Genomic DNA, 22,980 nt, shown 5'->3' with positions numbered 1-22,980 from the left:
AAATCAAATCTTATGAAAATCTCATTTGTTTTTTATGCGTCTCTGCGTATCTGCGGTTTATTGCTCATTAGCGGAATTGCGATCGCGGCTCAGGTGCCGTCGCCGCGGTCAGTGCTCGGGTTCAATCCGACCGACGACAAGACGATCGCCGATTGGGGACAGATCACGGATTATTTTGCGAAGCTCGACAAGGCGAGCAAGAATGTCACCGTCAAGGAGATCGGCAAGTCGACGAACGGCAAGCCGCTGATCGTGGCGTTCATCTCGTCGGCGAAGAACATCAAGGATCTGGAAAAATACCGTCAGATCTCTGCAAAACTTGCCGATCCGCGAACCGTTTCGAGCGACGCCGAACTTGCCGATCTCGTCAAAAACGGCAAGACGATCGTGTCGATCTCGTGTTCGATCCACTCGACCGAGATCGTTGCCTCGCAGATGTCGATGAACCTCGCATACGAACTCGCGACCGGAACGGACGTTGAGACCAAAGAGATCCTCGACAACACGATACTGCTCCTCATTCCTTCGTCGAACCCTGACGGTATCGACATCGTCGCCAATTGGTATCGCAAGACGCTCGGGACCAAGAGCGAAGGTACATCGCCGCCCAAGCTTTATCATCATTACGCAGGACACGATAACAACCGCGACTGGTTCATGCTCAACCTCGTCGAGACGCAGGCGATAACAAAACTGTATTGGCGCGAGTGGTTTCCGCAGTTTGTCTATGACGTTCATCAGCAGGGCCAAAACTCATCGCGGTTCACGATACCTCCGTTCTTTGATCCGCCGAATCCGCGCATTTCGCCGTCTATTCTCCGGGAAGTCGGTCTCGTCGGATATAAAATGGCGGCTGATCTGCAGGCGAAAGGTGTGGCGGGCGTGGCGACAAATTCGGCATACGATACGTGGTGGCACGGCGGTTTCCGGTCAGCGCCGTATTTTCACAATTCGATCGGTATCCTGTCCGAGGCCGCAAGTGCGGGACTGATGTCGCCGGTGACGATCAAAAAAGAAGATCTGGCTCGCAGCCGAAATACCCGCGGGCTCCCCAATTTGCTTGAGACGGCGACCAATTATCCCGACGCGTGGGAAGGCGGGCTGTGGCGGCCTGCTGATATCGCGAATATCGAGATGACGGCGTCGCGGAGCTTATTGTCGCTCGCGGCGAAGTTCCGTCCGCGATATCTGCGCAATTTCTACGAATACGGCAAGGCCAATTTGGTAAAACAGGCGGACGAGCCGCAGGCATTCATTGTCGGTGCCGGCCAGCCCAATCACGAGGCTGTCGCCCGCTTTATCGAGATCCTGATGGCGCAGGGCGTCGAGGTCCATCAGATGACCCAGGAACTGTGGGTCAAAATGGAGCCAAAGGCCGAATTCCACGAAATGCCGCTCGGCGGCTATGTCGTATTTGTAAATCAGCCGCAAAAGAACAACATCCTCAGCCTGTTTGAGCGACAGGTATATCCGCATCGTCTGCTGCCGAATGGCGACGCCGAACCGCCGTATGATGTCGCCGGTTGGACGCTGCCGCTGCAGATGGGCGTCGAGACGGACGCCGCGTGGGACATCCGCGATCTTGAAAAGGACAAAGCAACGCTCAAGCGTGTAGAAACTGCCAATTTCGTAAGGGCACACTTGGGCATTGATCAGTCCGCTACGCCTTTCAAAGGCGCCAAATATCCGCTTCGATCAGTTCCAAAGATCGCACTTTACCGAGGGTCTACCAGTTCAATGGACGAGGGCTGGACGAGGCTTGTTTTCGATACATTCCGCATTGGCTACCGTAGGTTGTCGGATACTGATTTGCGCTCAGGAAATTTCGTTTGCGAACGCAACGTCACGCCGGGTCCCGGAATCGATTGTGACGCCGTGGTATTGCCTGCCGACAGCGAAAATACGATCGTCAAAGGCCTTAGTGCCGACAGATATCCGGCCGAATTTGCCGGCGGTATCGGCGAAGAGGGCGTCGAGAATCTCAAAAAATACGTCGCAAACGGCGGCAAGCTGATCTGTTTTGACGATTCGTGCGAGATGGTGATCAAGCGGTTCGGCCTGCCGATCCGCAACGTTCTTGCGGGCCTCAAACGCAGCGACTTTTACAACCCCGGCTCGATCGTCGCTCTCGATGTCGACACGCGCCAGGATCTCGCAAAAGGGCTGAAAAAGATGACGCCGGCATATTTTAATTCGAGTTCGGCATTCGACATCGCCGCCGATGCACGGGTAAAGGTGATCGCCCGCTACGCCGCTAAAGACGCTCTTCTCTCCGGCTGGATGCTCGGCGAAAAATTCCTGAGCGGCAAAGCCGCCCTCGTCGAAACCAACTACGGCAAAGGCAAGATCATATTGTTTGGATTCCGACCGCAGCATCGCGGCCAAAGCTGGGCGACCTTCCCATTCATCTTCAACGCTCTCGAAAAATGATCGGCGAACATCATCATTTCTGTTATTATTGAAAAATGAAAATACGTCGTTTTATCTTCATACTTTCCGCATTTATCCTTACAGTTCCGCAAACATTCGCAGAGACCGAGCCCGAATATTACCGTCTTCCGGCTGAACCGCTGATCCGTATCGGCCTGTCGACCAACGCGGGGTCGGTGTCAATCACGACGACGGATTCGTCGCTCGTTTCGGTGAGCCCGGATGAACAGATCAAGCTGCTGGCGACGAATAAGGTGACGGTTTCGGCGAGAGCCTATCGGGCGCCGGAGATCGAGAATTACCGCATCGAATTTCAGGATCTGCCGACGCAGAACGAAGCGGCAACGCTTGCCAGAGAGATCCGCGATGCGACCGGCGAGACGGCGTTTGCGAGTATCGACACCGCGACAAATACATGGAAAGTGTGGGTCGGTTCGATCAAAGATTCGATCATCGAGGCCGACGAATTGAAGGCGAGATTAGCCGAAAAGGGCTTTGACGATGCGGTGACGGTAACTGAGAAGAAGGCCGTTGTTTCGCAGGATGCGATCGCTTTGACGCAGCAGTTAAGGTCGGGCGGGCCGTCCGAGGTGCGGAGCCTGACCCAAAAAACAGGATCATCGAACCCAACAGCTACTGGTTATGTCGACCCGAATCTTCGCGAAGTGATCGTCAATGGCCCGAGCGAAATGGCGAAATATTCATCGCTCAAATCGGTCGCTTTCGGCTCACTGAACGAACGAGCCAATCCCGTGCGGCTGAACGGCAAGGCATATCGCGGCAAGATCGAAGTTTTTGTGAACGCCCGCGGCTCGCTAACGGTCGTCAACGTCGTTCCGCTCGAGGATTATCTGCTCGGCGTTGTCCCGGCAGAACTTGGATTACCGCAGCTCGAAGCGCAAAAGGCACAGGCCGTCGCTGCACGAACATACGCAGTCGCAAATATCGGCACATTCGGCAAGCAGGGGTTTGATATGGTCCCGACAGTCTCATCGCAGGTCTACAAAGGCGTTTCGATCGAGAACCGAATGGGAACAATGGCCGTCCAGCAGACACGCGGAATGGTAGCGACGTATAACGGCAAACCGATCATGGCCTACTATACATCGACCTGCGGCGGACGAACGGAGAGCAGCGAGAATATCTTCGATCACGCCGAGCCTTATCTTGTCGGCGTCGAATGCTCGCTCGAGGGGCGGCGGCATTTTGAGCCGTTCCTGATCAAAACCTCACGCATGCCGGCAAAACTCCGCGACGAGGGCAATCTCGAACTCGTTCGCCTGATGTCGTTGTTTGCATCAAATGGTTTTCAGCTTTCGACCGGACAGATGACCGACGAATGGTTTGAGGACGTGCCGACCGAGAGTGAAATGTCCAATTGGCTCAACAACCTCGCCGGTAAATTCGGCAGGCCGTATCCAAATGTAAGTCGTGAAACGGCCAAGCCATTCGAACTGGCACGTGTCCTGGCGGGCTTTATTTACTCGCCGGGCTATACGGATACGATGATGAGCGAATCGGACATCGCATATCAGCTCGCATTTGACGATGCCGCCGAGATCCCCCGAGAACGCCGGGCCGACATGGCGATATTGCTCCGTGATGGTTATTTTTCGATCCATCCCGACCTAACGTTAAAGCCGAACCGGCCGTTTACCCGGGCGAAAATGCTGCGGCTTATACGCCAGATCTATACCAAGAAAAAGTGGATGCCCGAGATGATGATCGGTACGACCAAACCGGCCGCCGACGGCAAACTCGTTCTAAGGTCCGGAAAAGGTGAAAAGCCGTTTGCGATCCGCCCCGACGTTTTCCTGTTTCGCGAGTTCGGGTCTGAGATGTATCCTGTGCGTGAGACAGCGCTCGTCGGCGGCGAAGAGGTCAAATATCAGCTGGACGCCCTTGGGCTTGTAAAATACCTCGAGATCAAACCAAGCATTACTCCGACGACCGCCGAGAATATGTCTCCGTTCGTTTTTTGGAATAAATCTGCGTCGGCAGGCGAGGTTCAGTCGCGACTGTCGCGATATGTTCGGGGCATCGGCACACTCTACGATGTCAACGTGAAAAAGGTCGGCTATTCGCGCCGACCGATCGAGCTGGAGATCATCGGTTCGAACGGCACAAAAACGCTCAAAGGCGGAAGGATCCGCTCGGCTTTGCGTTTACCGGAACAGCTCTTCGTTATGAACAAGCGATATTCAGGCAGCACAGTCGCCGGCTATACATTCACCGGCCGCGGTTGGGGACACGGCGTCGGCATGTGCCAATACGGAGCCTTCGGCCTCGCCAAAATGGGCGTCCAATACGACGAGATCATCAAACACTATTATTCAGGTGTTGACCTGACGAAAGCGTATTAAGGTCGGCAAATTCCCTTTAATTTCTATAAGATAATGATTGACTATCTGCGTTAATCATTGTTTAATATTAAGAGCGTTTCTATAACGCAGCCGCTCGATTTCCTTTCACCTTCGTAGCAATCGATCCGTCTCTTTGATCTTCGCCCGCCAATGAAACTCCTAATAGGACTTTGCCTGCTAATTTGCCTTGCCGCGAGTATGGCTGTCGGACAGTATCGTTTTGATACGTGGACGACGGACAACGGCTTGCCGCAGAACGGTGTACGGCAGGTTGCTCAGACGCCGGAAGGGTATCTGTGGTTTACGACGTTCGACGGGCTGGTTCGTTTTGACGGTGTTAAATTTACGACATTCAACAAGAGCAACACCAAAGGGATCATTAATAATCGATTCACGGGTATGTTTGTCGATGATGACGGCACGATCTACGCCACGACCATGGACGATGGTGTTCTGTCGGTCTTTCGCAATGGCGAATTCACGTCTTACGATTCGGACATGGTTCCGGGCCGCTATGTCGATTGGTTCGAAAAGGACAGCGACGGGAACGTAAAATTCCTTAGCGAAGACGACGACCGCAAAGGGCGATCCTGGTACCGGCTGGTCGATGGGAAGTTCGAATATCTCGGAAAGCTAGAGGCGGCAAATAGCGGCCGTGTGATACAGGGTAAATTGGGGACGGTCTGGACGGTGAATCAAAACGGCGTGACCGAGAGCCGAGACGGCCGCGAGAGTTTTGTTCCGCTTGATCTCAAGACCCTAACTGCTCACATCAACGCATTCGAGGACAGCACCGGAGCACTATGGCTCAGCGAACAGCGTGTATATCGCATCAAAGACGGAAAGTTGCGCGTGTTTAGCGACGGCGATGGCCTTACATCCGCGTCCTATTATCACTCATTTTGGGAAGAAAATGACGGAAGCGTTTGGTTCGCAAGCGGCGGCAATTCCGCGATCAGTATCGGGCTCGTTCAGGTCAGGGACGAAACGGTAACGATCTGGGGAGCCGAACATGGCCTGACGAGTACGATGATCAGTAATGCGTTCGTCGATCGAGAAGGAACGCCTTGGCTCGCGACCGACCGCGGGTTGGCACGTCGACGCAGGCAGATCATACAGGGATATTCAAAAGCAGACGGGATCGATCATCACGAGATCTATCCGATGCTCCGGGCAAAAGACGGAACCATCTGGATCGGTTCGGTAAACGGTCTGACGACCTACCGGGACGGAAAGTTCGAAGCGCAGACCTTGCGATCGGCGGCAGGGGCGGACAAGAACTCGCAATGGCCGAGTGGTCGTGCATTTGTCCAGTCACTCTGGGAAGCGCCAAACGGAAAATTGTGGGTCGGATTGAGCGGCGGCCTTTTTCTTGTCGAAAACGGCGTGGCGACCAAACTCCAGGGCGACGCGTATTTTATGGCGATCCAGAACGATCGAGAGGGAAATGTCTGGGTGGCAACGACACGCGGACTTTTCCGATACGTAGATGAAAAGCTTGTAGAAAAGTTCTCGACGGACAACGGCCTGCCTAACGAAAGCATGACGACCGTCTTTCAGGATTCGAAAGGGAATCTGTGGTTCGGTTGCTACGGCGGACTAAGCCGCTATGAGAACGGCAAGTTCATCAATTATTCGACAAAGGAAGGGCTTGCCGGCAACTACGTTCGAACCATTTACGAGGATAACGACGGCACGTTGTGGATCGGCACCTATGATCAGGGAATGAGCCGTTTCAAGGACGGCAGCTTCTTTAATTACGGTGAGCACAACGGGCTTTACAACAGCGGCGTATTTGCCATTCGCGAAGACGAGGCGAACAATTTTTGGATAAGTTCGAACCGCGGCATCTATCGTGTCAGCCGCCGCGAGCTGAACGACCTTGCCGATGGGCGGATCGGCAAGATCAACAGCATTGGCTACGGAAAAGAGGACGGTATGCTATCGACCGAATGCAACGGCGGCCGCCAGCCGGCAAGCCTCGTAGACGAGAAAGGCCGATTCTGGTTTCCGACGCAGGATGGCGTTGCGATCGTCGACCCGAAAGCCGAGACGAGCAATCCGCATCCGCCGACCGTCGTAATCGAAAATATCGTTGCTGACCACCAAAAGATCGATCTTAAAGATGGTGCATCGATCGAGCTCGGCCTTAAGGATCTCGAGATACAATACACCGGGATCAGCTTGATAAAGTCCAGTCAGATCAAGTTCCAGTACAAGCTGGAAGGACACGATGAGGAGTGGATCGATGCGGGGACACGCCGAACGGCTTATTATTCATATCTGCCGCCGGGCAGCTACACCTTTCGGGTCAAGGCTGCCAATAGCGATGGCGTCTGGAACGACGCCGGAGCCACCGTCAAAATCGAGCTCAAACCGTTCTTTTACCAAACGTGGTTCTTTGTGATGCTGTGCATTCTCGGGTTTTCGATCGTATTGCTCATCATCTGGAAAGTTAGCGTCCATCAATTGGAACAGCGAGAAAAGCGGCTGACGCGTCTCGTCGCCGAGCGAACGCGCGAACTTGCTGAGGCGAATGAGAATCTGCACGCTCTCGCAAATTCGGACGGGCTGACCAAGATCGGCAACCGCCGCCGGTTTGAAACTTTCCTGGCGGATGAGTGGCATCGAGCGGTTCGATTCAAGACCGAGATCTCGCTGATCATGATCGATATTGACCATTTCAAACGGTTCAATGACCTTTACGGCCACCAGGCAGGCGACGATTGCCTGCAAAAGGTAGCCGAGGCATTTGCCGAAACGATCAAGCGGCCGACCGACCTCGTTGCGAGGTTCGGCGGCGAAGAGTTTGCCTTGGTGTTGGGCGGCACCAGTTCTGCCGGAGCCAGGCTGATCGCCGAACAGGTCGCCGAGAATGTACGGCAGATGAAGATCGTTCACAACGGATCGGACACGAGTCCGTTCCTTACGGTCAGCATCGGCATCGCGACTGCATTTCCGGATCTGGACATGTCCGAGATCGACCTCGTCCGTAATGCCGACCGAGCACTTTATAAAGCCAAAGCAAATGGCAGAAACTGTATCTTTTTCCACGACCACATGACTCACGGCCCGTTGAATGCGGACGTGCTCTCGCAAGATCATTTCTTGATCGATTGAACCGCCGCTATTGCGCCGAAGATTTCCGTCGTATAATCGCATTTAATGTGGTCCCGACGTCTGTTATATCTTGTTCTGCTTTGCGCGGCATTGGCTGCGGGTTTGCCGGCACTCGCGCAAAAAACGCAAGCTGACAAGGTCGAGCTTGGATCCAACACCGCTAAGAACGGATTCAAGAACGAAGACGAGATCCGCGACAAGTTCAATAACTGGAAAACAGACGACGAGGCAAAGATCTGGCTCGGAGCGATGAATTACAAGCTTGCCGAGATCGAATCGGTGACGGCGACCAAACCGCATGGCGAAAAGGCAGATGTCGAGGTCCTGATAAAAACCAAAGCGGGCGAAAAGCGAGAGGGAATCTCAATAAAACTTGTCAGCAGTCCGCAAGGGTTCAATCAGATCGACAAACGCTGGCTCTCGCACTACGTAAAGATGTGGAGGATCCCGGCAGATGTTGAAGCAGCTCTCAAATTATTCGTCGGCGAGACGCCGCCGGATCGTCCATCGAAAGACCCTAAGCGGATGTATCTCAATGAACTCGATGCGGCGACGCAAAAGGCCGTGACCGATTTTTTCACCGCCAACAAAGAAATGATCGTTTCGGATCTTTTCTCCGGCGAAGGTATTCATTCCGCCGGCTGGATGATGGTTGCCCTGAAATCGTCGGCAACGCCGCGTTGGGTACTCAGACGCGACGACTATGTTACTAAGTTCTTTGGAGACGGCAAGGTCGAGCTCACACGCAACGGCAACCTCAAGATCGGCCGCATTACCGTCCAACGCAAAGGCGGCGACGGCGGCCGTGAATCGGCGAAAATGCTGCAGTTCAAAATAAATCCGGCGTTGCTGTTCGAGGGAAAATGAGATTTTCAAAAAGCCAGATCACCGGAGCGTGTTTCGTGCTCGCGATGATCCTGGCTCTTGTTCTGTTGCGTTTGTACGATTTCTAGCTTTCTAGCTTGGCGTCCATTGTTATCTCTGCGTTAAAGAGCTTTGAGATCGGACAGCCGGCCTTGGCATTTGCCGCCGCCGTCTGAAATGCGTCGTTGTCGGCACCTGGGATCTTGGCTGTTACTTCAAGATGGATCTTAGTGATCGCAAATCCCGAATCGAGTTTCTCGAGACGCACGGCCGCAGTCGTATTTATGCTGTCAGCAGTCAATCCGGCCGCACCTAATTGCCCTGACAATGCCATCGAGAAACAGCCTGCATGAGCCGCCGCGATCAGCTCCTCAGGATTTGTCCCGATACCGTCCTCAAACCTCGTGCTGAACGAATACTGCGTATCTTTCAACACACCGCTCTCCGTCGAGATTGTCCCGCCGCCTTCCTTGATGCTGCCATTCCACTCTGCCGATGCTTTTCTTAACATAGTTCTCTCCTTGAATTCGATTGGTTTTACTGAGTCTACCACGACTACGGCTTTGTTGGATCAACGATCGTAACAGTAAGATCCGAAAAGGCGATCGTCACCGCATCGCCGGAATAGAGGCCCACAACACCGTTCTTGAACGCGAATGTATTCTTCACCGAATCGACTAGATTGTCATTGATGTACAGTTCAGTGACAGGTCCCTTGTCCCTGATCTCAAGAGTATTCTGTGCCTTTCCTGTTTTGATGAACGGGGATACCTTCCACGGAACCAAGGTCTTCTCGTCACCGGGAATGTGATGAACGACCCGATATTTTTGGGTGACCGTATTGATCACAAAGGCATAGCCTTGCTGCAGCGGCGTTATGTCGCTGTGAAATACGATGCCGTAGCCAAGCGATGAGCGTGCGGCCTGAAGATTTCGAAGAGTAACACGAGCCTTTCCTCCAATTGTGATGTATCCCTCGGGCGCCGCGAGTACATAGTAGTATCCTTTTCGTTTCGAACCCATAAAAAGTTCGCCGTTAACAAATTTGGTATTTCCTATCTGGGAATTCGGAAAAACCAATTCCGACAGCTCTATCTTTTCGATGGTCTCTTTCGGCGGCACAGGTTTTCCGATAATGACTACGTTTCGCGGCGTCGGCCTTGGCTCAGGATCCTGAGCTGATAACGAGGTCGTCTCAAAAGCAATTGCGACACAGATCAACAGCAAAATTCTAGATCTAAATTTTCATATTCAATGCTTATCCTCCATTTGGAACACCAATATCCCGCCGGCGGCGATCTCATTGTAGGTGATGTAGCGACGGTCTATCGGTTTGCCGTTCAGTGTGACGCTCTTGACGTAGACATTTTTGTCAGATTGATTGCGGGCGACGATAGTTAGTTTCTTTCCGTTTTCCAGACTGATGACCGCAGTTTTAACTACCGGACTTCCGAGCGAATATTGTCCCGAGCCGGGAGCGACGGGATAAAATCCGAGCGCCGAGAACAGATACCACGCCGACATTTGCCCACAGTCGTCGTTGCCGCCGAGGCCGTCGGGTTGGGGCTTATACTGGTGTTTGAGGATCATCCGGACGCGTTCCTGAGTCTTCCAAGGGGCGTCGGTCCATTTGTAAAGATAGGCGGCGTGATGAGCGGGTTCGTTGCCGTGGACATAGTTGCCGATGATGCCTTCGCGGGTGATGTCTTCGGTGTCGGCGAAGAACTCGTCAGGCAGGTGCATCGTGAAAAGCTCGTCGAGATGTTCGGTGAACTTCTGCTTGCCGCCGCGCATATCGATCATCGACGCTGGATCGTGCGGCACATAAAGGCTGTAATTCCAAGCATTTCCCTCGATAAATCCCTGATCGTGTGTCGAAAGCACGTCAAATTTCTCGCGAAACTTGCCATCACTCAGCCGCGGCCGCATAAAGCCGCTCGATCTGTCATAGACATTGCGCCAATTCTCGCTGCGTTTGATGAATTCGTTGTAGATCACGGTCTTGCCGAGCTTTTTCGCCGCCTGAGCGATCGCCCAATCGTCGTACGCGTATTCGAGCGTTTTCGAAACTGACGAAGAGTTTTTGTCTTCAGGCACATATCCGAGCTTCATGTAGTATTCGAGGCCATCGTAGTATTTTGTCTTGGCGGTCTGCACGGACGCATCCAATGCTTTGTTCGCCTCGACGCCGGTCAGATTGCCGGTTACGATCGCATCGGCGACGACCGAAACGCTGTGATAGCCGATCATGCACCAATTCTCGTTTGCATAATGCGACCAAACAGGCAGCATTTTGTGCACGCTCTGATCATAATGAGCCTGCATCGACCGGACCATGTCGCGATTGCGGGCCGGCTGGATGATATTGAGCAGCGGATGCAACGCGCGATAGGTATCCCAAAGCGAAAACGTCGTGTAGTTGGTAAAATCTGCTTGGAGGTTCGATCGTTTCGCCCTCGCCGATGATCGAACCTGTGCCTGATGAATGTTTTGGTCGAGTCCTTTGTACTGCCCGTCCGCGTCCATATAAACAGTCGGCGAAAGCAAAGCATGATACAGAGCCGTATAGAAATTCACCATCTCGCCGCGATCGAGTGTTGTCACTTCGACCTTTGAGAGTTCCTTGTTCCAAGCGGCCTGAGCCTCGCGTTTTGTTCGCACGAAATCCCAATGCGGGACCTCGACCTTCATATTCTCGACCGCACCTTCCGTCGAAACTGGCGAGATCGCAAATTTGACCTGTATCTTCTCGCCCGCTTTCGCGTCAAAATCGAAATGGGCACGCAATTGCTTGCCGGCCATTTCAGGAAAGTTTTTCGTTTGGTCGAATTTGCGCCAAAATCCTTTGTAGTCCTGCTTGTCAAACTCTTTGAATCCGTATGATTTGAACGGTTTCGAAAACTCCATCGCGAAATAAACGGTTCGCGTCCGTGCCCAGCCGTTGGTCTGACGATAGCCGACGATGGTGTGATCGTTCTCGACGCGGGCAAACGTCCACACATTCTTGTCCGCGTAATCATAGATCCCGTGCATCATATCGAGGATGATGTGAGCATCGTCGGACGCGTTTGGGAATGTGTATTGATGCATCCCGACACGCGTCGTCGCGGTCATTTCGGCGAGGATGTTGTCGTCCTCGAGCAGCACCTTGTAATAGCCGGCCTCGGCTGTCTCGTTGGCGTGCGAGAACGCCGATCGAAAGCCGCTCTCCGGATCGCCTTTGGTTCCGGGTTCTAATTGCAGCGGCCCGTCGGTTGGCATCACAAGAAAATCACCGAGGTCCGAGTGTCCCGTTCCGCTAAAATGCGTGTGCGAAAATCCGACGATCTCACGGTCGTCGTATTGATAGCCCGCACAGTATTTGTATGTGTCTTTGTTGTATTTCCCGCCGACATTATGCGGCTGCTGGTCGGTATCAGGCGACAATTGTACCGACCCAAACGGCACCGTCGCTCCGGGATATGTGTGCCCCATCTTCTGCGTGCCGATCAGTGGATTGACATATTGGAAATAGTCGTTCGCACGCTGCGCCGGAACGACAAGATACAAAAAAGTGGTGATTACGACAAGCGAAAATGCTTTCATTTGCAATGCTCCGGAACAACGAGAACTAGGGTTCGATCGAAATAACGATACAGCATTATCCATGCGAGAGCACGGAAATCGCAAGCATGATCTGAGCGGCATAATAGAGAGGCAGCCCCCACGCTTTGTTGACGATGCCTCGCTCGACGAATCGATCGCGGGCAACCGAAATGTCAGATGCGGCAAAAGTGACAGCTCCGATTGCAGGCAGCCAAAAACTATCGCCCGACTTTGCTCCAATTGCCGGCAGCCACGTACTGTCGCCGGAACTTGCCCCGATCGCAAGAGATGTCATCATAACGATCGCCGCGAGATATGCAGGCACAGCAAATCTGTAAAACGACTCAAGATGCGGCCACAACCAACTGAGCAGGATGGCAGCAACTACCGTCATAAATAGCAGCCCGATCACTAACCGTAAACCGTCGATCGGCAGCAATACAAACGCCGCCCCAAATGCTAGGTGAGCGAGAAAGAAGGCGCCGATCCCGCCGAGCAGCATCGAACTTTGCAATGAAAGGAGCATTATGTCGCCGGCCCAGCTCAGGATAAGCGCTATCAGTATCAGGCGTCCGTAGTTCGACTCGAACGCACCGTTGACCGCTGCGATCGTAACAAATGCAGAGCTCGCCGCTATCTTTGAGGCAATTCTAAGTACCTGATGTCTCCGCCATTCGGCAAAAACGCACGTGAGGGCACCCAATATACAAAAAGCACCGAGAAAGATGTTGAGGTTGTTACCGATCATTTTCGAGCTGTGTTCCCAGAGCGATCGGAAACACAAAGGTGAAGCCAATGATATTATATTTAGTTCTGATATGAGAGCTTCGGCTAACAGATCGATCTATTGTATCGCCGGGCCGACGGCGTCGGGCAAGACCGCGCTTGGGGTTGAGCTGGCACTAAAGGTCGGCGGCGAGGTCATCAATTGCGATTCGGTGCAGATCTACAAGGGAATTCAGATCGCGACTGCCAAGCCGAGCGAAGTGGAAAAACGCGGTGTACCGCATCATCTGATCGATTATGTCGATCCGAATATAAACTACACGGCCGCCGATTGGGCGTCCGATGCGGCGGCGAAAATTGAGGAGATCGAGGCACGCGGGAACATGCCGATCCTCGTCGGCGGAACCGGCTTTTATCTGCGCACATTGCGCCAGCCGTTGTTTGACAGCCCGAAAACTGACCATACGCTGCGAAAGCGTTTGCAGGCCATCAGCTCGACGAAGGGCGCCGAATATCTGCACAAAATGCTGACGCGGCTTGATCCCGAGGCTGCGGCGAAGATAACCGTCCGCGATTATGTTCGATCGACACGCGCACTCGAAGTTTTTTTCCAAACGGGAACTCGTATTTCCGAAATCCAACCAAACCGAGCCGAACCGCCGGAATTTGCGTCGCGAATTCGGTTATTTGTACTTGATCCTCCGCGTGATGTTCTCTACGAAAAGATAAACGCCCGCACCGAAGAGCATTTTGCCGCCGGACTCGTTGACGAAGTGAAACAATTACGGGCGGCACACGTTAAAGACGATACGAACGCACTCGGCGCACACGCATATCGACGAGTTTGTCAGTACCTTCGAGGCGAGCGAACGCTTGAATCGGCGATCGAAAAGTCGAAACAGGATGTTCGCAATTACGCCAAGAGGCAGCTCACCTGGTTCCGCCGCGAGCCTGACGCAGTATGGCTCGATGGTTTTGGCGGCGATGACGACGTATTTCAGGCGTTGGTTGAAGCGATCAGTGCCTGAAAACTGAAATACTTGTCGATACAGGGAAATTTGATATAATCGAGCCCACTTGTGCAATTCTCCCGTTTGTTTGTAATTGAGAAGAGGAAACGAAATGGAAAAGCAGGCTGCCCAAAATATTCAGGACGCGTTTTTGAATTCGGCTCGTCGCGAGAGAGTTTCGGTCGTTATTCACCTACTGCACGGATCGACACTTTCCGGCAGGATCAAAAGTTTCGATAAGTTTTCGGTGCTTCTCGATGTCGGCGGCCCCGACGTTTTGATATTCAAACACGGCATTTCGTCGATCTCACAGGAGCGGCGGCCAAGTGCGCCAGAGCATCACGCATCTTGATCGGTAAATTCATTACGTTTGAGGGCATTGACGGCAGCGGCAAATCAACGCAATTGCGATTACTTGCCGATGATTTGCGCGCCCGCGGCCTCGATGCAATAACCACCCGCGAGCCCGGCGGAACCGAACTCGGACGACAACTTCGGGCAGCATTTCTTGAAACGCACGAAAAGGTCGCACCGATGGCCGAGCTGCTTGCATTCGCCGCCGACCGTGCACAACACGTTGAGTTTTTGATCAAACCGGCTCTCGCCGAAGGCAAGATCGTAATTTCGGACCGCTATGCGGACGCGACATTTGCCTATCAAGGTGCGGGCCGTGGTTTTCCGCAGGACAAGGTCGATCAGGTCATCGAACTCGCGACCGGCGGCCTTAAGCCCGACCTGACGCTTTTCTTTGATATTCCGGTTGCAATTGCGGTTGAGAGAATGAGCAACCGCGACGAATCAGAGGCGAAAGCAAATCGGATGGATGCGGAAACGGCAGAGTTTTACACGCGTGTCCGCGAGGCATATCTAACCATCGCATCGGCCGAACCTGAGAGATTTATCGTTGTCGATGCGAGCGGGTCGATCGAGGAAATCCAAGCGAATGTGGCGAGTGTAGTTTCCAAACTTCTTATATGAATTACCACTAGCTTTAGCTAACGGAAGAGATTCGACCGTTTTTGGGCTTTAGCCAAATGGATAAATTGAAGACTTCTTTAGTGCTTCGGCTAAAAGAAATTTGGCTAAAGCCCGAATCCGTCTGCGAGAAAACCTCCAGCTAAAGCTGGAGGCAACTTATTTCAATGTTCAAAAAGCTGATCGGAAACAATCAGGTCAAGGATATTCTGCGGCGGTTCGTGGCCCACGGCCGCGTGCCGAATTCGCTGATGTTCGCTGGCGACGAGGGCGTCGGCAAGCGTCAATTCGCACTCGAACTAGCCAAAGCACTTGTCTGCACCGACCCGCCTGACGGCCAGGCTTGCGAGGTTTGCCCGGCTTGTCTCCGAGCCGATAATTTCAAATTCCCCAAATCCGATGATAAGGACGCTCACAAACGGGTCATCTGGAGCGATCATCCCGATATCGGCACCATAATCGCGTACAACCGCAATATCCTGGTCGATGCGATCCGGTATATCGAATCTGAAGCGAATTTCCAGCCGTACGAAGCGAGATCGCGGTTCTTTATCATCGACGACGCCGACAAAATGAACGACGCGGCTTCGAACGCACTGCTCAAAACTCTCGAAGAACCGCCGGCAACATCGCATATATTTTTGATCACGTCACGTCCGGACAGTTTGCTGCCGACGATCCGTTCGCGGTGTCAGACGCTTCGCTTTGCACCAGTGGCCACGGACGAGATCGAACATTATTTGATCGACGAACGAGCATTCACACATGACGAGGCCAAGCTCTCGGCCCGCCTTGCTCGCGGCAGTATCGGCCGGGCGGTAACGATCGATGTCGAGAAATTCAAGGCTCGTCGTGAAAAGATGCTCTCGGTCGTCCTCAATGTCATCGAAACCGGCGATGTTGCCGCTCTGCTCCGAATCTCTGAGGAGATGAACGACGCCAAGAACAAAGAGAATTTTGAAGAAAATCTCGACATTCTCCAATCGCTCGTTCACGACATCTGGACGATCAAGGTCAGCGGCGATGCCGCTCGGATCGTAAACACCGACCTCGCCGCCGAACTAACGAATCTCGCCGCCGAGAGCGGACGTAATGATCTGCCGTCATGGCTCACGTCGATCGAAACGATACGGCAAAACTTCATCGTTAATATCAACCGCAAAGTTGCGACCGACGCCCTGTTTGTTTCGATGGCCGGCGTTTGAAATTTTCGGCCGCCGTTCTACAATTGTCTTTATGCAAGTCGAATCGCAAATTCCGCAGGTTAACTTACCAAGCTCATTGCGTCTGACTGCGGCGGCGGGCGTTGCTGCACTTGCGGCGGGTTCTGCATTTGTTGCTTATTTCGACCCATCGAAAGCCAATTTTCTGCCGGTATGTCCGTTGTTTGCGTTGACTGGTTTGGCTTGTCCCGGCTGCGGATTGACCAGGTCGTTTCACGCATTATTCCACGGCGACATAATTACGGCGGTCGACTTTAACATGCTGACGCCATTTTGGGCACTGATATTTGCCTACACAGCAGTAGCTCTCACAATGATGGCCGTTCGCGGAAAGGGATTGCCGATGTGGCCAACAAATCCGCGATTTATCACAATATTCGGAGTTGTCCTGCTAACGTTCGGCGTCTTGCGCAATATTCCCGCTTACCCATTCACGATACTATTTCCATAAGTTTAATCTGCCGCAATAATGCACAAAGGCCGCAAAATAAGAAGGGGTTTCCTATTTGCGGCTTTTGTGCCTTTTTGAGGCAACTATTCTTAGGTGATTTGGACGAACGGATTTGCTTCGGCAATGGATTTGGCGGTCGAGCCTTCTTTGCGGAGCTGCTCGACCTCTTTGACAAATTCTTCAACGATATCTGCTCCCGCGACGCGGCGCATCGGGACGCCGTCTTTGAAGATCATGCCGACGTTGCGGCCAAATGTGATGCCGAGCTGGCTGTCGTGAGCTTCGCCGGGTCCGTTGACGGCGCAGCCCATTATTGAGAGGTGTAGCGGTTCCTCGACGTGTGCGAGCCGGCGTTCGACCTCGGTGACGATCTCGACGAAATTATCTATATCTAGCCGTCCGCAGGTAGGGCACGCAACGACAGTGACGCCGCGTTTTCTCAGTTCCAGCGACTTCAAGATCTCCCAGCCGACGCGAACCTCTTCGTGCGGTTCAGCGGCAAGGCTGACGCGGATAGTGTCGCCGATCCCTTCGTGCAGCAGAATCCCGAGCCCGATCGCCGATTTGATCGTTCCGCCAAACGGCGTTCCGGCCTCGGTCACGCCGAGATGCAGCGGATAATCGACCTTCGCGGCCATCAGACGATATGCCTCGACCATGCGGTTAACGTCGGACGCTTTGAGCGAGATGATCGTGTTTGAAAAGCCAAGATCTTCGAGAATGCGAACGTGCCGCATGCCCGATTCGACCATTGCTTCCGGCGTTGCCGAACCGTATTTTTTGAGCAGGTCCTTTTCGAGCGAACCGCCGTTGACGCCGATGCGGATCGGCACCTTTTGAACCTCGGCAGCACGAACGACCTCGCGGACGCGGTCGATATGTCCGATGTTGCCCGGATTGATCCGCAACTTGTCGATGCCGGCATCGAGCGCTTTGAGTGCGAGCTTATAGTGAAAATGGATGTCCGCGACGATCGGCACATTGGTGCGTTTGCGGATCTCATACATCGCCGCCGCCGCGTCGTCGTCAGGTACGGCGATACGGACGATCTCGCAGCCGGCCGTCACCATTTCTTCGATCTGCCGGATCGTTGCGTCAACGTCCGTCGTATCGGTCTTGGTCATCGACTGTACGACCACCGGCGCACCGCCGCCGATCTGAACGTCTCTGACCATCACTGGTCTTGTAATTCTGGCCATAAAACTACTTGGTCTGTTCGACCGCCGGCTTGTCAGTTGATCCGCCAAACCTCGCTGCTATACGCGAGAAATCAAGGAAAAAGACAAACACCATCAACAATAAAATAACGGCAAGTCCCGTCAATTGGATGCGTTCACGTGCGACCATCGACAGCGTGCGGCCGAACCACGACATGATCTTGTCGATGCCGAGCACCATGATCTGTCCGCCGTCGAGCATCGGCACAGGCAGCAAGTTAAAGATGCCGAGGCTAAGGCTGATCGCCGTCAGAATGAGGAAAAAGCCCTCTATGCCCATCAGCCGCGTCGCTTCGGCCGACTGCTGGATGATCCCGACAGGGCCGCCGATGCCCGAGTCTTTGACCGACCGGTTGCCCGAAAATACCTGTCCGAGAACGGCTCCGGTCGCCTTTAGATTCTCCCAGTTTGAGGTGTACGCAAATTCGATGGCTGAGCCGATCGACGCTTTTTCGAGCGGAAGGTCAGGCCGCTGAAATCCGAAACCGAGCCGCTCGGTGCCGTCATCGAGCTTTCGCACTTGAGTGTTGAGCGTCAGATATTGTCCGCCGCGTTCGACTACCAACTGGATCGGAAGCGCCTTGTTCTTATCGACCGTCGTTTTGGTTTGCTGAATGTTCTTTGCCTGTTCGCCGTTGACCGACACGATGCGGTCGCCCAATTGCAGTCCTGCCTCGGCTGCGGGCGTGTTCGGGGCGACTTCGCCGACCATTACCGGTACGACGCCCTGATCCGCCTCGGCGTCGATCAAGCCTGCGTTTTGTCCGGCAAAGACCTCTTCCTTGCGCGGCGTGATCTGCAGCGGCACACGCTGGCTATTGCGTTCCACGACCATATCGAGCGTGCGGTCGGGATTGATGCCGGCCTCGACCGTGATGTTTCGCCAAGTCGGATTCTCGACGCCGTTAAATGAAACGATTCGGTCGCCGACCTGCAATCCTGCCTTGGCACCTGCACCATCGGCCCTGACGGACGCGATGACCGGAGCCGGCACTGCCGGAATTCCCTGTATCATCGCCATCCCGAACGGGATCGACAACGCCAGCACAATATTCATGAACGGCCCGCCGAGCATCACGAAAAACTTCTGCCAACGCGGACGCAGCTCATAAAGCTCAGATTCCGGCACCTTTTCGATCGTCTCGTCGTCTTTGCCTTCGAGCGGCCCGGTCGCATCGTCGCCGTAGAGTTTTACAAATGCTCCGAGAGGGATCGCACTGATGCGATAGTCCGTATGACCGACCTTAAATCCCCAGACCCTCGGCCCGAGGCCAAAGAACGAGAACGCCTCGACACGCATTCCAAACATCTTGGCAATAATAAAATGGCCAAATTCGTGAATATTGATCGCGATGCCCAAGACGAGCAAGGGAATGATGACGTAGTAAAATGCTGTCGATAAAATACTTTCCATAGATCAATGCAGTTGGATTCGTGCCCCGATGCGGGCGTTGTAATTAAAGTAAGCGGCTGGTCAAACAGCCGACGCCGTCCTGCTTAGTTTCATTATAGCGCGTGAACGTGCCCATTTGTCAGTTTCGAGAACGTTGTCGATGCTCTCGACCGGCACCGCCGTGTGGACGTTCATTACGCTGCGGTTTATCTCGGCGATCTCGCTAAGGCTTATTTTGCCGTCGAGAAATGCCTGGACGGAAACTTCATTTGCTGCATTCAAAACCGCCGGCATCGTGCCGCCGGTCCGTAATGCATCGTAAGCGAGCTGCAGGCACGGAAAGCGATCGAGGTCAGGTTCCTCAAAATCCAGCCTCCGCAGTTCCGCAAGGTTGAGGAGCGGTGTCGAATTTTCCATTCGCTCAGGATATGTCAACGCGTATTGAATGGCGTGCCGCATGTCGGTAACGCCCATCTGAGCGATCATCGAGCCATCGACCATCTCGACCATCGAATGAACGATCGATTGAGGATGCACGATCACTGATATCTGATCTGCCTCAAAGCCAAACAGCCATTTCGCCTCGATCACCTCAAGGCCTTTGTTCATCAGCGTCGCCGAATCGATCGAGATCTTATCGCCCATTTTCCAGTTTGGATGGTTTAAGGCCTCTTCGCGAGTGGCATTCTCGATCTCGGCTTTTGATTTTGTTCGGAACGGGCCGCCCGATGCCGTCAAAATCAGCCGCCGAACCTCACTGTTGGTTTCGCCGCGAAGACATTGATGGATCGCGTTGTGTTCGCTGTCTACGGGCAATATCTCGGCACCGGACTTTGTCGCAGCCGCGGTCATCAGTTCTCCCGCCATAACGAGTGTTTCTTTATTGGCGAGTGCGACCCGCTTTCCGGCCTCGATGGCACGCAATGTCGGGACAAAACCGACCGCACCGACGGTTGCGGACACGACCGTGTCAGCCTCTGGGTGCGTCGCGACGGCGGTCAAACCAGCGGAATTAAGCTCGATCCTTGGTGTTTTTGCTCCCAGCGAGTGGAGTTCGCGTTCGAGCGTCTCGGCGCAGGACTGGTCGTCACACGAGACCAACTCAGGCCGAACCTCAGCGATCTGACGTGCGAATCTCGCCATATTTCGCCCCGCGGCCATCGCCACGACGCGGATGTCGCCGAGATGTTCGATCACTTTTAGTGTGTTACAGCCGATCGAGCCGGTCGAGCCAAGAATGGAGATCGATTTCATAAGAAGAGCCAGCCACAGATTATAGCAGATAAACGCGGAACGGAATGAACCGATCCGGAGAGCATCTTGTAATTCGCGACGAGACTACTGATTGGATTCGGAAAATTCGAACGGGGCTTCCAGTCGGTCAGTTTTGGCCTCGCCGGCGGCTTGTTTATTGGCGAGAAACCGATTGAAATCGGCCGAGCGGTTTTTCGGTACGCTCAACGTTTTCCAATCGGCCGATCGAAAATGCTTGGCGAGCAAGACGATCTGTCCGACGTGATATGCGTAATGCGTGAGTTGGCGGTTGATGGCCTCGACGACTGTGTGCGGTTCGCCGCGTATCGTGACCGTGCGGGAAAAGTCTTCTGCCGTGAGCGGCTCGATACTATTAAAAAGGACCTGCCAGCCATTTTCCCAAAACTGCATCAACGATTCACGCGTGTCGCCGATCAATTCGAACTCGGTATCGCGCTTGCGAAAATCCTTTTCGCCGTCGGTCGTAAGAAAATCTGTCCAACGAGAACGCAGATTTCCGGCGACGTGCTTGACGATCAATGCGATCGAATTCGCCTCGACATCGATCAACGCAAAAAACTCTTCGTCCGAGACCTGTTCTACGGCGCGCTCGGCCATTTTCTTATAGTTACGAAACGAAGAAAGAGCGTCGGTGTGATAATTTTCAATTATTTCTCTCATCGTGTTCTATCAATATCAGTCGAATCCAAATGTGCTTTGGCGAGGTCGAGTGCGGCGAAAATATCGGCTGCAAAGTGCTTCCTTCCTACCTTGTCGACAAATCCGCTCTTTCGCATAACTCGAAAAACGCTGCGAGAAACTGCCGAGAAAATGAGGATCTGGCCGTTTTCGTGAGCTTCGCTGACAAGCTCCTCGAGAACGTGAACGCCGCTGGCGTCTATCGTTGGGACCTGCCGCATCCTGAGTATCAGCACTTTTGGTTTGGTGGCGACCACGCGGATCGACTCTTTGAACTGCCGCACCGCGCCAAAGAACAGCGAACCATAGATCTCAAATACCTCGACGCCTGGCGGTATCTCGATGCCGGTCATGTCGCGGGTCTGAAATTCTTCATCTTCTTTCAGATTATCCGTTATCACGTCGACGTGTGTTTCGGTGGACATTTTCTGCAGGAACAGGAATGCCGCGAGCAAAATTCCGACCTGTATCGCGACCGTTAGTTCGATAAAGACCGTCAACAGAAACGTTGCGAGCAGCACCGCCACATCGCCGCGAGGGCTCTTGAGCAGGTGCGAGAATTCGCGCCATTCGCTCATGTTATATGCAACGACGATCAGGATCGCCGCGAGCGTCGCCATCGGTATCATCGCCGCCCATTTGCCGATAAACAGCAGCACCAGCAGCAAAAATACGCAGTGAATGATCGCCGAGAACGGCGTCGTGCCGCCGCTTTTAATGTTGGTCGCGGTACGGGCGATCGCCCCGGTCGCAGGAATGCCGCCAAACATAACTGACACGATATTGCCCGTTCCCTGGGCTATCAATTCCATATTCGAGCGGTGCCGCGTTCCGGTCATGCCGTCAGCCACGACGGCCGCGAGCAGCGATTCGAGACCCGCAAGTATCGCGATCGTGATCGCCGGCGAGAACATCTGCTGCACCAGCGGCCACGTGACGACTGGGAACTGCGGCGAGGGCAAGGTGTTCGGCACTTCGCCAAAACGTGACGCGATCGTATCGACCGGTATCTGAAAATATTGAACGGCAAACGTGGCCGCTAATATCGCGACCAGCGGCCCGGGTATCTTATGCGTCAACTTGGGCCACGCGACGATTATCAGCAGCGAGGCCGCACCGACCGCGAGCGTGTACGGATCGATCGATCCGAGATGTCTAACGTATTCGATCCATTTCTCGGTGAAATCCGCCGGCACCTTTTCGAGCCTGAGGCCGAGAAAGTCGCTGACCTGCGACGAAAAGATGATCAGCGCGATGCCCGATGTAAATCCGATGACGACCGGATACGGAACGAATTTGAGAAAGGCGCCCATTCGGGCGAGCCCCATTATTATGAGCAGGATTCCGGCGATCAGCGTCGCGACGACAAGTCCGTCGTAGCCGTACTTCTGGACGATGCCGTACACGATGACGATGAACGCGCCGGTCGGGCCGCTGATCTGTGCACGCGAGCCGCCCAGTACTGCGATCACAAAGCCCGCAAATATCGCCGTATAAAGCCCTTGTTCGGGTTTCACGCCCGATGCTATCGCCAGTGCGATCGACAGCGGCAATGCGACGACGCCGACCGTCAATCCGCCCAACAGGTCACCCCGAAACTGCTTTAGTGTATAGCCCTCGCGAAGGACGGTCAGCAGTTTGGGTTCGAGTTTGCGGTGCATTTTCTATTG

18 protein-coding genes are annotated in these 22,980 nt (G+C 53.8%); 9 read left to right on the top strand and 9 right to left on the bottom strand.

Going from position 1 to position 22,980, the window contains the following annotated elements:
- The first annotated feature begins 12 nt into the window (after window positions 1–12).
- The 4 genes from IPK01_01750 to IPK01_01735 all read left to right on the top strand — a co-directional run bounded on the left by IPK01_01750 (window position 13) and on the right by IPK01_01735 (window position 8,780).
- Entirely contained in the window at window positions 13–2,430 is a 2,418-nt protein-coding gene (locus IPK01_01750; GenBank protein MBK7932223.1) for a hypothetical protein, read from the top strand.
- Between the two features lie 35 nt (window positions 2,431–2,465).
- Window positions 2,466–4,793, top strand: a complete 2,328-nt coding sequence (locus tag IPK01_01745) for a SpoIID/LytB domain-containing protein (protein ID MBK7932222.1) — start codon at window positions 2,466–2,468, stop codon at window positions 4,791–4,793.
- A gap of 150 nt (window positions 4,794–4,943) precedes the next feature.
- Window positions 4,944–7,913, top strand: a complete 2,970-nt coding sequence (locus IPK01_01740) for a diguanylate cyclase (protein ID MBK7932221.1) — start codon at window positions 4,944–4,946, stop codon at window positions 7,911–7,913.
- Window positions 7,914–7,958: 45 nt separating this feature from the next.
- A complete protein-coding gene (locus tag IPK01_01735) occupies window positions 7,959–8,780 on the top strand; it encodes a type II restriction endonuclease (protein MBK7932220.1) in 822 nt (273 codons plus the stop codon).
- An 82-nt stretch (window positions 8,781–8,862) separates the two neighbouring features.
- Here IPK01_01735 and IPK01_01730 read toward each other — a convergent pair whose 3' ends face one another.
- The 4 genes from IPK01_01730 to IPK01_01715 are packed head-to-tail and all read right to left on the bottom strand — an operon-like array spanning window position 8,863 to window position 13,110.
- Window positions 8,863–9,288, bottom strand: coding sequence for an OsmC family protein (locus IPK01_01730; protein MBK7932219.1), 426 nt, complete (start codon window positions 9,286–9,288; stop codon window positions 8,863–8,865).
- Window positions 9,289–9,332: 44 nt separating this feature from the next.
- Window positions 9,333–10,004: a hypothetical protein gene (locus IPK01_01725; GenBank protein ID MBK7932218.1), complete on the bottom strand. Its 672-nt coding sequence runs from the start codon at window positions 10,002–10,004 to the stop codon at window positions 9,333–9,335.
- Window positions 10,005–10,028: 24 nt separating this feature from the next.
- A complete protein-coding gene (locus IPK01_01720; GenBank protein MBK7932217.1) occupies window positions 10,029–12,362 on the bottom strand; it encodes a GH92 family glycosyl hydrolase in 2,334 nt (777 codons plus the stop codon).
- A 55-nt stretch (window positions 12,363–12,417) separates the two neighbouring features.
- The gene (locus IPK01_01715; GenBank protein MBK7932216.1) at window positions 12,418–13,110 is read right to left on the bottom strand and encodes a lysoplasmalogenase; all 693 of its coding nucleotides are present in this window, start codon (window positions 13,108–13,110) and stop codon (window positions 12,418–12,420) included.
- 70 nt (window positions 13,111–13,180) lie between these two features.
- Here IPK01_01715 and miaA point away from each other — a divergent pair, with 70 nt between their 5' ends.
- The 5 genes from miaA to IPK01_01690 all read left to right on the top strand — a co-directional run bounded on the left by miaA (window position 13,181) and on the right by IPK01_01690 (window position 16,747).
- Complete coding sequence (miaA, locus tag IPK01_01710) at window positions 13,181–14,116, top strand: tRNA (adenosine(37)-N6)-dimethylallyltransferase MiaA (protein MBK7932215.1); 936 nt, start codon at window positions 13,181–13,183, stop codon at window positions 14,114–14,116.
- Window positions 14,117–14,210: 94 nt separating this feature from the next.
- Window positions 14,211–14,450: an RNA chaperone Hfq gene (gene hfq / locus IPK01_01705; GenBank protein MBK7932214.1), complete on the top strand. Its 240-nt coding sequence runs from the start codon at window positions 14,211–14,213 to the stop codon at window positions 14,448–14,450.
- Window positions 14,450–15,076, top strand: coding sequence for a dTMP kinase (locus tag IPK01_01700; protein ID MBK7932213.1), 627 nt, complete (start codon window positions 14,450–14,452; stop codon window positions 15,074–15,076). The genes hfq and IPK01_01700 overlap by 1 nt, the downstream gene beginning before the upstream one ends.
- A 164-nt stretch (window positions 15,077–15,240) precedes the next feature.
- Entirely contained in the window at window positions 15,241–16,278 is a 1,038-nt protein-coding gene (locus IPK01_01695) for a hypothetical protein (GenBank protein ID MBK7932212.1), read from the top strand.
- 31 nt (window positions 16,279–16,309) lie between these two features.
- Entirely contained in the window at window positions 16,310–16,747 is a 438-nt protein-coding gene (locus IPK01_01690; GenBank protein ID MBK7932211.1) for a DUF2752 domain-containing protein, read from the top strand.
- Between the two features lie 89 nt (window positions 16,748–16,836).
- Here the strand turns inward: IPK01_01690 and ispG are convergent, their stop codons facing one another.
- From ispG to sulP, 5 genes are all read right to left on the bottom strand, one after another.
- A complete protein-coding gene (gene ispG / locus IPK01_01685) occupies window positions 16,837–17,946 on the bottom strand; it encodes a flavodoxin-dependent (E)-4-hydroxy-3-methylbut-2-enyl-diphosphate synthase (GenBank protein ID MBK7932210.1) in 1,110 nt (369 codons plus the stop codon).
- A 4-nt stretch (window positions 17,947–17,950) separates the two neighbouring features.
- Entirely contained in the window at window positions 17,951–19,378 is a 1,428-nt protein-coding gene (rseP, locus tag IPK01_01680; GenBank protein ID MBK7932209.1) for an RIP metalloprotease RseP, read from the bottom strand.
- A 60-nt stretch (window positions 19,379–19,438) separates the two neighbouring features.
- Window positions 19,439–20,611: a 1-deoxy-D-xylulose-5-phosphate reductoisomerase gene (locus IPK01_01675; protein MBK7932208.1), complete on the bottom strand. Its 1,173-nt coding sequence runs from the start codon at window positions 20,609–20,611 to the stop codon at window positions 19,439–19,441.
- Window positions 20,612–20,695: 84 nt separating this feature from the next.
- Window positions 20,696–21,292, bottom strand: a complete 597-nt coding sequence (locus IPK01_01670; protein ID MBK7932207.1) for a DUF1572 family protein — start codon at window positions 21,290–21,292, stop codon at window positions 20,696–20,698.
- Complete coding sequence (gene sulP / locus IPK01_01665; protein ID MBK7932206.1) at window positions 21,289–22,971, bottom strand: sulfate permease; 1,683 nt, start codon at window positions 22,969–22,971, stop codon at window positions 21,289–21,291. Before sulP ends, IPK01_01670 begins: the two co-directional genes overlap by 4 nt.
- Window positions 22,972–22,980 lie beyond the last annotated feature (9 nt).

The organism is Acidobacteriota bacterium (assembly GCA_016713675.1).
Classification (GTDB): domain Bacteria; phylum Acidobacteriota; class Blastocatellia; order Pyrinomonadales; family Pyrinomonadaceae; genus OLB17.
Note: the sequence above shows the minus strand (reverse complement) of the source record. Positions and strands in the feature narration are given on the sequence as shown.